Below are 12324 nucleotides of genomic sequence, written 5' to 3'. Positions count from 1 at the left end.
TATGTAAATTAGACCAGGTTAACAGTTACTGCCAAATCTAATAGATTGGTTTGGCTAGAAAATCAGACGGCTGATGAATGATTTATGTGATGACAAGCTGTATTTAGGGATGCGATTAATGGAATAATAGGGACAACACATACAAGTTATAGTGCATTAAAATGAAGAAAATAGAACCAATTTCAGATCCAATCTCTATTAAGCAGAGCTTATCCACGTTCAAACAAGGTGATATTGATTTGGAACGTTGGAAATTGCTGACTATGGGTCAGTACAGCCACAATTCGTTGCTGAGTTTTCAAAATGATTGGCAAACGTTCTTAGCCTATTGCAAAGACGTCAACGTATCGCCATTGCCTGCGGCGGTAACAGCAGTGAGGCGCTTCATTGAACATTCAGCAAAAACAAGAAAGGCGTCTAGCATTAAGCGCTATGTCATTACCATTTCACTGTTGCATCGCGTACATAGCCTGCCTGATCCAACGCGACATAGAGAAGTTCGCTTTACACTCAATCGCCTTTACTCTGAAAAAGCGGATGATGCAGCTCAAGCAAATGCATTCCACCTTTCTCACCTCAATGCACTGCAACGTCAACTTGGAAATAGCGACCGATTGAAAGACATTCGTGATCTGCTTATTTGGACACTCTGCTTTGAAGGTATGCTTAAACGCAGTGAACTAGCAGCGCTGTCTTTCCATTCAGCTATCAAAGAACAGGAAGTTTATCTGCTTGTGGTCGACGATCAACGTATCGAGCTCAGTCCTGAAGCCAGTGAACTTATTGACCGTTGGCTACTGGTATCAGGAATTATTGATGGTCCTCTTCTACGCCGCATCAATAAGCATCAACAGTTGGGCGATGCCCCAATGGATCACTCTTCTATTTACCGCGTTTTTCGACGTGCCGCGACAGAACTGGGCATGGATGGAACATTAACCTTTTCAGGCCAGTCGCCTAGAGTTGGGGCGAGCGTCGATTTATCTGAGTCAGGAAAATCAATCAAAGAGATACAGCAACAAGGCCGATGGAAGAGCCCCGCGATGCCTGCTCAGTATGTAGGTAATAAGCAGGCCAAAGACGAGGCGATGGATAAGTTCAAACGCAAGTTAGACAAAGATTAAGTGTGGGAAACACCGGCTTGAATGCAACTTGCTAGGTAGTCAGAAAAGGTATGGCCGTTGTGTTCTACCAATTTCGGAAACATCGAAATTGGTGTCATACCCGGGAAGGTATTGATTTCATTAAGTAATACCTCTCCTTCTGGCGTGAGGAAGAAGTCAATGCGTGACAGATCCTTCAGTTTCAGATGCACAAAGGCTTTTTCAGCGTATTCACGCATCTTAGCGATTTGCTCTTCCGTCAGATCACCAGGTTCTAACGTGGTTAAACTGTGGCTCGTCGTGCTGTACTTTTCATCGTAGGTATAGAAAGTGTCAGTTGGGCATTGAATTTCACCCGGTGTCGTCACCATAACGTCACCATTATAGTGATAGGCTGCGATTTCAAGCTCTCGAGGTCGAACCGCTTTTTCTATCAACACTTGGTTTGAGAAGGTAAACGCCTCCGTCACTACGTTTTTGATTTCGCTTTTTTCTGTCACTTTGAAGCAACCTACAGAAGAGCCCTGACACGCAGCCTTAACAAAGATAGATCCCCACAGGTCAAAGGCTTCTTCAGCCTTAGTAATACTGTCAGCATTGTTATCAGTTAGGAACACATAAGGCGTATTGGGAATGCCAATCGCATCAAACCAAAGCTTTGACGTGATTTTATTAAAGCACACCATGCTCGCTGATGGGTCACAACCCATATAAGGAAGACCAGCAAGTTCCAGTAACGACTGAACGTCACCAGTTTCACCAGGATAACCGTGAATACAAGGCACGACGTAATCAATCGCAATCAGATCATTACCCATGGTAAGGGTTTTATCCAAATTCAGTCGACAAGCTTGCCCTTCGCTTCCCTTCCAACCTTCATCTTTAGTCATTTCGACGCGAACAACGGATACTGAAGGCAGTAATTTAAGTTGTGATTCTAAATAATTCGCTGAAACCAGAGACACTTCGTGCTCGGCACTTCCGCCGCCACACAGCAACAATACTTGAGTTGGGTTCATGACCATTCCTACTTCGCCCTGATATACGTTTCAGGGATAACATAATAAATTGCACAATCCGGTGCATCGCATGGAAGGTGAGACGCCTATAGTAGACAATCACATGCCCCCTTTCATCCAATCAAAATCAAATTTCTGTGTATTTATGTGTGATCGCGCAAAAACTCATCGTCCATGCATGCATTGCGTACAGTTTTATATGGGTCTTGCTCTGCTACATAAGAAAAAAGAGAGCCTACGCTCTCTTTTCTTCACTATTCAACAGCCTAATTCAACGGTTTCATCTCGGGGTTAGCCGATGATTTTATCGACGCCACTGAGCGAATGAATGGTCCAAATTGCTTAATATCTTTGGGTAACGCCTTCAGCGCCTTTTGCGCTTCGGTCTTAGAATCAAAGTCACCGTACAGCAATGTATACCACGGCAAGCCATCAACCATTTTCTTGTTTGACCAAACAGGCTTATCCGATGGCAGTTTGTTCATGTATTCGTTGAAGCCTTTGTTGTGACTCAACGCAATCACTTGAATGGTGTACTTCTGTCCAGCCACTGCAGCTTTCTTGGTAGGCAGCGGTTTCGCTGGCTTTTTAGCTGCGGGTTTTGACGCTTTATGCGCCATGACGGGTTTATCAGCCATCGTCTTTTTAGCCGCAGGCTTAGGCATCGGCTTGGTTGCGTTCATCTCAGAACTGCTTGCAGGAGCAGACTGCGCAGAGGGAAACACGGCTTCCTCGGTAGACTGAGTTAAAATTTGAGTCGTACTCGTTCCACCAGCACAGCCGGCAAGCGCAAAGGTAAATGCAACAGAAAGGATTTTCTTCATGAATATTCTACTTTTAGGAGCCACTGACTTCTATTCTGAACGCTGCTCCCCATTCATTCAACTTAAACGATGCGGACTCTAATAAGTATCTGCCACGCGTCACACATCATTTTGTAGAAATGATCGATAAATCAGAAAATTGCCATTTCATGAATGTCTTTTCGCTGCGGATCACAAGGACAATCATGAGACGAGATGCAAAAAAAGAAACACGATAAGATATGCCATCACTGCTTGATGCCTCGGGAGATATAAATGTCCGGTCTAGATATGCTTTTCAAACCAAAATCAATTGCTGTTATTGGGGCGTCAGACACGCCAGGCCGAGCAGGTAATGTGATCATTCGTAATCTTCAGTCTGGTGGTTTTAATGGCCCCATCATGCCAGTCACGCCAAAATATCAAGCCGTTGCGGGGATTCTTGCCTATCCAACCATTGATTCTCTTCCTCTTGTTCCAGATATGGCCGTGCTATGTACACAAGCAAACCGTAACAGTGAATTGATTCGTCAATTAGGTGAGAAAGGCGTTAAAGTCGCCATCATTCTCGCAGCAGGCATGAAGAAATATGAAGGAACTGACGGACGCACAGAGTTCGATATCATGCGCGACATCGCATCACAGTACGACATGCGGGTTATTGGCCCAAATAGCCTTGGATTAATTCTGCCTTGGCTTAATCTCAATGCTTCATTCTCTCCTATCCCAGCCAACCGCGGAAATATCGCCTTCGTTTCGCAATCTGCCGCCGTCTGTACCACCATTTTGGATTGGGCCAGAAACCGTCGTATCGGTTTCTCAACCTTCATCTCACTGGGTGAAGCCAGTGACATTGATTTCCCTGAATTACTTGATTACCTCAGTCGTGAAAGCAAAACCGATGCGATTTTGCTTTATATCGATAATATCCAAGATGCGCGTGCATTCATTTCTGCCGCACGAGCAGCATCTCGTAACCGCCGAGTGCTTGTATTAAAGAGTGGTAGAACGCCGGAAGGTGCTGCTGCCCTGCCGCATTTGTCAGAAAGCTTACCAGGGCTTGATGGGGCTTATGATGCTGCCATTCGTCGTTCCGGTATGCTTCGTGTAAACACGACTCACGAATTATTTGCCGCCGTAGAAACGCTTTCTCACTCTGTACCGCTACGTGGTGAGCGTCTCGCGATTATCTCCAATGGAGGAGGCCCTGCTGTTATGGCCGTTGATACCTTAATGGAAATGGGCGGGAAACTCGCTGTCTTGAGCGAAGAAACCATCGAAAAGCTAAGTAAGATATTGCCGGTGAGTTGGTCACAAGGAAACCCGCTCGATATTGTTGGAGATGCCGATATCGAGCGCTACAAAAAGGCCACTGAAATTTTATTAGAAAGCGATGAGGCTGACGCGCTCTTAATCTTGCACTCTCCTTCAGTCACTGCGCCTGGATTAAAAACCGCGAAGGCATTAGCGGATATGCTAAAAAACAACCCTCGCGCAAAACGTTTCAATATTTTAACTAACTGGCAAGGTGAAAGTGATGACGCCACCGTTGCGCGCTTAGCTTTTGCCCATGCCGGCTTCCCTGCTTATCGCACCCCAGAGAGTGCAGTCACTGCCTTCATGCACTTGGTTGAATACCGCCGAAACCAAAAACAATTAATGGAAACCCCAACCTCAATCGGTCAGATAGATTATGACGTTGAAGCGGGTCGCGCTTTCATTCAACAGGCATTAGACAGCCAAATTACATCATTAACCACTCACGAAGCACGCCCGTTTCTGTCGAAGTACGGTATCAATGTGATGTCGACATGGTTGGCGGCTGATGCAGCGGAAGCGGCACAAATCACGGAGCAAGTCGGCTACCCTGTTGCGGTTAAGCTCCGCTCTCCCGACATTCCACATAAATCTGATGTGAATGGCGTGATGCTAGACCTCAACAACGCCACAGAAGTCGCCAATGCCGCGCAGCTTATGCTTAATCGCGTATCTTTGTCTTACCCAACTGCGCGTATCGAGGGGTTACAAATTCAAGCCATGGCAAACCGTGCAGGGTCGCAAGAACTGCGAGTGTGTGTTCGCCATGATCCAGTGTTTGGCCCTGTGATATTGCTGGGTGAAGGTGGCAGTGAATGGAACGTCAACCGAGATGCGGCAGTGGCCATCCCCCCATTGAACATGGCGCTGGCACGGTATCTAGTGATTGGTGCATTAAAAACGGGCAAGTTAAGACAAAGAGGACACCCGTATAACATCGATATCAATGCACTTTGCCATTTTTTAGTGACACTGTCACAGGTGGTCATTGATTACCCAGAGATAACGGGGCTCGATATTCATCCGTTACTTGTCACTGGCGATAGCTTCACCGTGTTGGATGCGTCTATCACCCTTTGTGCCTACGAGGGTGACGCCAATTCTCGCCTCGCCATACGCCCCTATCCAAAAGAGTTAGAGCAAAAAGCCACGCTAAAAGACGGACGTGAAATATTACTGCGCCCAATCCTTCCTGAAGATGAACCCAATCATAAGTCCTTTGTGGAACGTGTCTCTGTTGAAGATCTCTACAAACGTTTCTTTTCGGACGTGGGTGAGTTAAATCATGAAGCGCTCGCCAATTTAACCCAAATTGACTACGACCGAGAGATGGCCTTCGTGGCAGTTTATCGTGAAGCAGAAGGCACTGAAGACATTCTTGGTGTCGTGCGTGCGTTAGCAAACCCTGACCATAGCGACGCGGAATTTGCCGTTCTGGTGCGGTCCGATCTGAAAGGCATGGGCTTAGGTCGAATTCTCATGGATAAAGTCATTGAATACGGTCGTCAAAGTGGCCTGAAACGCCTGAATGGTATGACGATGCCTTCTAATTCAGGAATGATTGCGCTAGCACAGAAAGTTGGGTTTAGTATTGATGTCCAAATTCAAGATGGCATTGTTGATATGGATATGACGCTATAAATTCTACGTGAATCGCTCGTTCAAGTTGAGGTTCACGAACAGGTAAAAACCGCAAAAAGAGGCTAATTCAGGCTCTTTTTGCGGTTTTTATACTAACAAATGCTTTTCGAGGATTAAGACACCCCGTCTTTTTCCTGCACTGTGTCCGCCACCAAGGTGTAATCAACAACAATAATATCTTCAATGTGCGGGCCAAAGACTTCTTTCAATGCGTCATGCTCTGGATCGACCAAATAGCGTTGACGTGCCGCTTCGTCTTGCAACGTCATCAATATAATGTGCGTAAAACCTTGGTGCTTGCCTTCAGGGCTATCATTCTCACCCCATTCGACCGAGACGACCCCTTCAACACGCTCAGTCATTGATTTGAATTCTTCTCGTATCTCGCCAAAATCAGCTTCATTCGATTCAGGCTTAAACTTCACTAGCAGTATATGTCTGATCATCGCGCGTCCCACTTCACAATCGTTATCCAGTCTGTCTAATCTACGTTTTGCTTGGAAACAGGTTGAATCATTTTTAGTACTTTTGGACAATGCCTGATCAGCCAGCTTTTCGCATTCCCCATTCGATTTCGTTTCCACGCCATCACCCAATCAAGCTTATAGGGTTCGCTGCCTTCAATCACTCTCAATCGGCCTTTGGCGATGTCTTCTTCAACCCACCATGAAGGCATGGTACCAATGCCGTAACCATCAAGAATAGCGTGGTATTTCTCCGTCATAGAGGTGACGGTCAGCCTAGGCTGCTCATCCAAGATATTGTAGGTAATGGATTTTGCGCTTCTTGCAGTGTCTGCAACCGAGATACTGCGATATAAGCGACGAGTTTCTACATCATAAGGACGAGCATGATTGTGGATTGGATGATCAGGTGAAGCCACCCAATATCCATCTGAACCCCCTAATTCCATCATCTTGACATCCAGTGGAATAGATTGAGGTTTCGGGCTGATCAGAATATCTACGCGATCTTCACTCAGCGCTTCCCATGCGCCCGCCAATATTTCCTCTTGGAGACGCACACGAGTATTGGATTCACGCCCTATTTGCTCCACCAGCGGAAAAAATGCCCGTGCGGTGAGTAATCCATCAAACGCGATAGTGATGTCTAACTCCCAACCATGGGCAAGAGATTTGGCATCCGACACCATTTCATCCGCGGCATTCATGAGAATTCGACCGCGCTCTAGAAGCAGCCTCCCTGCATCGGTAAATGAGGCTTTATGACCCGAGCGATCGAAAATTACCAAATCCAAATCTTGTTCAAGTTTTWGAACCTGATAGCTCAATGACGAAGGAGCTCGGTTAAGAGAGTCGGCTGCTGCTGCAAAACTCCCTTTACGCTCTATCGCATCAAGTATTTGCAACGCTTCGAAAGATAACATGCCGATAATCGTTCCTTTTATGTAATCACGTCCAGTTTTACGCGTGGAGCATGTGTGTGTGGGATTCTTGGCAGCGGGGCTTTCACTGCGTTTCCATGGCTTATCAATCGACCATGCCCAAACAGCGCCACTTATGTCTACCCTAACAGTAGAAGACCCGACGAATCGGTTTAATTGTTCTTTATATCTAAGCAACCTGATATGTAGGATTCAGCAACTAGATTCGAGTGACTTAGGTATACGTCATGCGATTATCGATTCGCATTGCCTAAATCTGGCACAATCAATTGATAGAGAACAGAAATTTCTTTCCAATCGTAAAATTCGTGATGAATACATCGTCAATGCGCCTTCATCTGTCTTAACCTTAGGAATGAGGTGGCTATGAAGTTAGATCGTATAGAAATATCTGGTTTTCGCGGTATCCGACGCCTTTCGCTCAGTCTTGATGAGGTGTCAGTACTGATTGGTGAAAATGCATGGGGTAAAAGCTCTTTGCTGGATGCCTTATCCCATGCTTTACCTTCATCGGGGCAACCCTATACCTTCACACGTACAGATTTCCATATCGACCATACGCTTGGCAACGCGCAAACCAACCAGATTCAAATCATTCTGCGGTGGACTGAGAGCTTTTCCGGTGAACATAGAGCACGGCGATATCGACAATTTAGTCAGGTTTGGAATAAAACCAACGACGAAGGCATGCGCCAACTCGATTATCACATTAACGCCATACACGATGATGGAAAAATCACGGTTTCTCGAAACTTCCTTGATGAAACCGGCGGGATTATCGTTGTCGCTAATCATGAGTATCTAGCCCTTCAATTAGCGCAACTTCACCCCGTTATTCGTGTACAGGATGCGAGGCGATTACGCGATCAGGAATTAGATCTCAATGGCAGTAAGACGCGTCTTGAAAAGCGACTAGAAAATACCGTTAAACGTTTACAACAGCGCCCAGGGCACGTGAACAAAGGAGAAGTTCGCAGTGGCATCAAAGCCATGCGCACCTTGCTTGATCACTATTTTGCCTTCGACAATCACAACCGCTCACCCGCTGACATAGAACCCGCAAGGCATCTCAATATGCGCGCCAACTACATTCATCCGCTTGAGTTGGTGGCGCGTAATACCTCGAACCAAAGCCGATTGATCCTTATGGGTTTACTCAGTGCCTTTGTTCGTGCCAGAGGGCCAAAACAGCTTAGGCCTAACGCTCGTCCCATTATCATTTTTGAAGATCCAGAAAGCCGGCTTCACCCTACGCTACTCAACCAAGCATGGCGTTTGATCGCTTTAATGCCAATGCAGAAGATCATCACCACCAACAGCGGTGATTTGCTGTCTGCCGTCCCGCTCACCAGCATTCGAAGACTGGAACGAGGCTCTACGCAAACGGAGGCATTTCAAGTACCCAAAGACCGACTAAGCAAAGATGAGGAGCGACGCGTTTCTTTTCATGTTCGCTTTCATCGACCCAGTGCATTGTTTGCGCGTTGCTGGCTATTGGTTGAGGGCGAAACGGAGGTTTGGCTGTTTAGCGAACTGGCGAGAATCCAAGGCTACGATCTTTCCGCGGAAGGTGTTCAGCTCATTGAGTTTGCGCAAAGTGGGCTTAAGCCACTGATCAAGCTCGCTCAGGTTCTGGGCATTGAGTGGCATCTTATTGCTGATGGCGACATGGCAGGTCAAAAATACGCTTATGCTGCCCGCAAAATGCTTAATGGTGACCAAGAAAAACATCGTCTAACCGTGCTACCAGACCGCGATATAGAGCACTACCTCTTCCATCATGGCTACGAACCTTTGTTTCGTGAAATGGCAAACATCGAAGGAAACACCCATATTGCCCCGAAGAAGGTCATTACCAAAGCCTTAAAGAAATACGCCAAGCCTGACGCGGCATTGGCGATCATTGCCTATACCGAAGAGCATTTGGATGAAGACATTCCGCTCTTGCTGCGCTGGACATTGCAGCGAGTCATCAGCATGGCACGAGGTGCAGGTTAACAAGATTAGATTATCGGAAGATAAGAGGAAAAAAGCAGGTTCACTCCTGCTTTTCAAAGAAGATGGAAAGTCTGCCTACTTCCACACCAAACTTCTTCATGGACGTTAAGTTAAAGGCACGCTTCTCATCTTGTCGGAATAACCAATCATCAAGCGTCAATACATACGTGCTGTCACCCACCTCAACGTTTAAGTCATACACCCAATTCAATGCATTGCCTTCTTCGCTCCCCGTCGCTATACCCACTACATCACCTGCAGTGCCTTGATAGCTACCATCGTCTTGACGAGTGATAGTCCAAACGCGGTTTTGAACTTCTCCATCATCGAACACGAAATCTTCATCCAGCGTGATCACGTTACCTTCAACGGTTCCTACAATAACGACTTCAAAGCGGCGTGTTTGCTGTCCGGTATAATCTTGAACCATACCCCATGCTTTTACATCACCCTCGAAGTACTCGAACAAATTGAATGAGGGAGTTGTCGACTTGTAATCATCAATTGAGCTTGAACAGCCAACAAGGACCCAGATAAACACCCCAATGGTCATGAGTTTTTTCACGCTTACTCTCTCCCTATCAATGCCAAACGAAGTGATGGATACGCAGTCTGAGGCGAAAGCCAGATATCAGAAAAAGCACGAGCCAATGACATATCCTCTAACGTGGCGAATGGTTCTATATTTCCTTGTAACGGCTGATACACAAATTGGCCGCCCTTGTCGTTCAACATATAAATAAGGCGATCACCCTCTTTCACATTAGGCCAAGCCCTTTCCATTTTCGGCAACCATTCATCAATTTGAGCCGTGCTAAACCCAAGGTGCTCCCATTGCTCTACTGTTGCATCCAGCAAGTCGTCCGCATCAATGTCTCTGCTGTAAGTGATGACCAAAGCAAGAGGAAGAGAATCATCTTCAGTGAATTCACCTGACGGTGTGCGAAGCTCACTGTCATAAACTTTCCAAAACCCCCACGTTAACGTAGCGGAGCCGACAGTCTTCCACCATGCCCAATCGTCTAACGACGCAATGGTTAATATGGCAGGTGCCGTCCCTTTATTTGTCACAGGAGATATCGCCGTTGACACCAAAGCGCTGGTGGCATTCTCAACGCTGGGTTGTGCTGAGATTTGTGCGCTGACAGAAAAAGACATCGCAGCACATGCACCGAACAGGATGTACTTCAGATATGCGCTCGACAGAAACGAAAAGGCTATTTTTTGATTGTTGCTGTATTTGAATGCCACCATGTTTTCCCCTTCAGATGGAAGAACTTAAGCAAGGACAAGAACACCATGCTGTAGATAGCCCACGCCGCAGCAATGACCATCGCATTGCTCCAGTAAGGAAGACCAAACTGCACAGCATCAAAGCGTTCGCCAGCAAGATAACTCGCAGCCCCTCCAAGTGAACCGACAGCAATCAACAGTCCAATGTTCTTATCCAACAGCCAATCCCTAAGTAACCAAACATATGCCCCAAAACCTGCCCACAGCAAACACAACCATAGAGGAAGAAATGCTGTATCAAAATTCAATATTTGGTTACGCATCAATACGGTATCGCCCGCAATACCGATTAATGCAAAAAGAGGGATCGCGATGATCACACCGCGATCAATAAACATAGCGCCGATCAATGCCAACACAAGAAAGGGAAGAAGGCTGTTTTGCCCAACCACGGCTGCAAACCAAAACAGGTTGAAAGCCAGTGAAACCAAAATGACTCGCATTGCCTTCCCCTTCTTAATGTTTTAATGATAAATACATGGCCACGTTTATTGGCAGTTCTCAGCTAGTCACGCCATTCTGGTCGGCTAAGAACCAGTTGCACGGTGCTGATGGTTCTCTCACGAAATCCGCCTTCGCAATAGCAGAAGTAATAACGCCACAAACGCGAGAAACGTTCGTCATAACCCAACTCTGCTAATTCAGCCTGCTTTTCGTTAAAGCGTTCATGCCAGTCTTGTAACGTACGCGCATAATCCAAGCCAATGTCTTTTAAATCACGGACAACCAAGTCGCTTTCACGCGTGAAGTGATCAAGCAACACATTCACAGAAGGCAAAAAGCCGCCGGGGAAAATGTGTTTTTGAATGAAATCGACATTGCTGCTGTAATAGTCATAGCGTTGGTCAGCAATGGTAATCGCCTGAATCGCCATCAAGCCATTGGGTTTGAGCAGTGACTGGCATTTTTTGATGTAGGTAGTCAGGAATTCCTTACCCACTGCTTCAATCATTTCAATAGAAACAAGCTTGTCGTATTGCCCGTCAAGGTCGCGATAATCTTCTTTCAGCAAGGTGATCCTGTCTGACAGCCCTTCTTGCTCAACACGGCTTTTCGCCCACTCGTATTGTTCGTTTGAAATCGTGGTCGTCGTGACTTTGCACCCGTAGTGTTTCGCTGCGTGTATTGCCATCCCTCCCCAGCCTGTACCAATCTCGACAAGGTGGTCAGAAGGTTGCAAGTTAAGCTGACGGCAAAGCCTATCCATTTTCTCAAATTGTGCGGTTTCTAACGTGTCGGTTTCATTTTCATAAATCGCCGCCGAGTAGAGCATTTCCTGATCGAGGAAGCTCTCATACAAGTCGTTGCCCAAATCGTAGTGCGCAGAAATGTTAGTACGCGAATTTTCCTTGGTATTGCGGTTCTTCCAATGCGCGATTTTCTGAGCGACTGTCGCAATCCATCCCACTTTGCTTTCCAATCGATCCAATGCTGGGAGGTTTCGGCACACTGCACGAATCACGTTGGTCAAGTCTGGAGAATCCCACCAGCCATCGACATAGGCCTCGGATGCCGCAATGCTCCCGCCGCTCAATACACGGCGATAAAAGCCTGGGTGACGAACAATAATTTCTGCATGCAATTCGGCGTTCATGTCGCCCAATTGCTGAGTTTGACCGTCATAATCTACCAACGTCAGTGCGACACCTTCTATGTGCCCAAATGTTTTAAGCAACATACTGCGTGCAAATGTGTCTTTTCGGGTAATGGGCCACGTGGTTGCATTGATTTCATTAGAATACATA

11 protein-coding genes are annotated in these 12324 nt (G+C 46.5%); 3 read left to right on the top strand and 8 right to left on the bottom strand.

From position 1 onward, the window contains the following. Positions 1-161 precede the first annotated feature (161 nt). Complete coding sequence (locus L4D06_RS21725; protein WP_429741319.1) at positions 162-1124, top strand: tyrosine-type recombinase/integrase; 963 nt, start codon at positions 162-164, stop codon at positions 1122-1124. On the opposite strand, the gene L4D06_RS21720 is transcribed toward L4D06_RS21725, so the two are convergent. Continuing rightward, positions 1121-2122, bottom strand: coding sequence for a D-alanine--D-alanine ligase (locus L4D06_RS21720; RefSeq protein WP_429741317.1), 1002 nt, complete (start codon positions 2120-2122; stop codon positions 1121-1123). The two genes, L4D06_RS21725 and L4D06_RS21720, sit on opposite strands and share 4 nt — an antisense overlap. A 266-nt stretch (positions 2123-2388) precedes the next feature. After that, positions 2389-2946 (bottom strand): SPOR domain-containing protein, encoded by a 558-nt coding sequence (locus L4D06_RS21715; protein WP_429741315.1) that lies wholly within the window; start codon positions 2944-2946, stop codon positions 2389-2391. A 255-nt stretch (positions 2947-3201) separates the two neighbouring features. Here L4D06_RS21715 and L4D06_RS21710 point away from each other — a divergent pair, with 255 nt between their 5' ends. After that, on the top strand, positions 3202-5883 hold the full coding sequence (locus tag L4D06_RS21710) for a bifunctional acetate--CoA ligase family protein/GNAT family N-acetyltransferase (RefSeq protein WP_274163129.1): 2682 nt from the start codon (positions 3202-3204) through the stop codon (positions 5881-5883). Between the two features lie 113 nt (positions 5884-5996). On the opposite strand, the gene L4D06_RS21705 is transcribed toward L4D06_RS21710, so the two are convergent. Both L4D06_RS21705 and L4D06_RS21700 read right to left on the bottom strand, forming a co-directional pair. Next, positions 5997-6329 (bottom strand): Dabb family protein, encoded by a 333-nt coding sequence (locus tag L4D06_RS21705; RefSeq protein WP_429741313.1) that lies wholly within the window; start codon positions 6327-6329, stop codon positions 5997-5999. 35 nt (positions 6330-6364) lie between these two features. Next, complete coding sequence (locus L4D06_RS21700; RefSeq protein WP_429741311.1) at positions 6365-7270, bottom strand: LysR family transcriptional regulator; 906 nt, start codon at positions 7268-7270, stop codon at positions 6365-6367. Between the two features lie 384 nt (positions 7271-7654). Here L4D06_RS21700 and L4D06_RS21695 point away from each other — a divergent pair, with 384 nt between their 5' ends. After that, on the top strand, positions 7655-9286 hold the full coding sequence (locus L4D06_RS21695; RefSeq protein WP_274163126.1) for a DUF2813 domain-containing protein: 1632 nt from the start codon (positions 7655-7657) through the stop codon (positions 9284-9286). Between the two features lie 40 nt (positions 9287-9326). Here L4D06_RS21695 and L4D06_RS21690 read toward each other — a convergent pair whose 3' ends face one another. The 4 genes from L4D06_RS21690 to L4D06_RS21675 all read right to left on the bottom strand — a co-directional run bounded on the left by L4D06_RS21690 (position 9327) and on the right by L4D06_RS21675 (position 12323). After that, complete coding sequence (locus tag L4D06_RS21690; RefSeq protein WP_429741350.1) at positions 9327-9839, bottom strand: DUF3833 domain-containing protein; 513 nt, start codon at positions 9837-9839, stop codon at positions 9327-9329. A gap of 14 nt (positions 9840-9853) precedes the next feature. Further along, on the bottom strand, positions 9854-10540 hold the full coding sequence (locus L4D06_RS21685) for a chalcone isomerase family protein (RefSeq protein WP_429741309.1): 687 nt from the start codon (positions 10538-10540) through the stop codon (positions 9854-9856). Next, entirely contained in the window at positions 10504-11022 is a 519-nt protein-coding gene (locus L4D06_RS21680; RefSeq protein WP_429741307.1) for a DUF2878 domain-containing protein, read from the bottom strand. The genes L4D06_RS21685 and L4D06_RS21680 overlap by 37 nt, the downstream gene beginning before the upstream one ends. A 62-nt stretch (positions 11023-11084) precedes the next feature. Beyond that, entirely contained in the window at positions 11085-12323 is a 1239-nt protein-coding gene (locus tag L4D06_RS21675; protein WP_429741305.1) for a class I SAM-dependent methyltransferase, read from the bottom strand. Position 12324 lies beyond the last annotated feature (1 nt).

This window comes from Enterovibrio makurazakiensis, assembly GCF_050336585.1.
Taxonomy (GTDB): domain Bacteria; phylum Pseudomonadota; class Gammaproteobacteria; order Enterobacterales; family Vibrionaceae; genus Enterovibrio; species Enterovibrio gelatinilyticus.
This window is presented reverse-complemented; position numbering and strand designations above follow the sequence as displayed.

What these genes read in the sequence shown, in the direction of transcription:
- L4D06_RS21725 (WP_429741319.1), top strand. Translation starts at nt 162, where the DNA reads ATGAAGAAAATAGAACCAATTTCAGATCCAATCTCTATTAAGCAGAGC.
- L4D06_RS21720 (WP_429741317.1), bottom strand. Translation starts at nt 2,122, where the DNA reads ATGAACCCAACTCAAGTATTGTTGCTGTGTGGCGGCGGAAGTGCCGAG.
- L4D06_RS21715 (WP_429741315.1), bottom strand. Translation starts at nt 2,946, where the DNA reads ATGAAGAAAATCCTTTCTGTTGCATTTACCTTTGCGCTTGCCGGCTGT.
- L4D06_RS21710 (WP_274163129.1), top strand. Translation starts at nt 3,202, where the DNA reads ATGTCCGGTCTAGATATGCTTTTCAAACCAAAATCAATTGCTGTTATT.
- L4D06_RS21705 (WP_429741313.1), bottom strand. Translation starts at nt 6,329, where the DNA reads ATGATCAGACATATACTGCTAGTGAAGTTTAAGCCTGAATCGAATGAA.
- L4D06_RS21695 (WP_274163126.1), top strand. Translation starts at nt 7,655, where the DNA reads ATGAAGTTAGATCGTATAGAAATATCTGGTTTTCGCGGTATCCGACGC.
- L4D06_RS21690 (WP_429741350.1), bottom strand. Translation starts at nt 9,839, where the DNA reads ATGACCATTGGGGTGTTTATCTGGGTCCTTGTTGGCTGTTCAAGCTCA.
- L4D06_RS21685 (WP_429741309.1), bottom strand. Translation starts at nt 10,540, where the DNA reads ATGGTGGCATTCAAATACAGCAACAATCAAAAAATAGCCTTTTCGTTT.
- L4D06_RS21680 (WP_429741307.1), bottom strand. Translation starts at nt 11,022, where the DNA reads ATGCGAGTCATTTTGGTTTCACTGGCTTTCAACCTGTTTTGGTTTGCA.
- L4D06_RS21675 (WP_429741305.1), bottom strand. Translation starts at nt 12,323, where the DNA reads ATGTATTCTAATGAAATCAATGCAACCACGTGGCCCATTACCCGAAAA.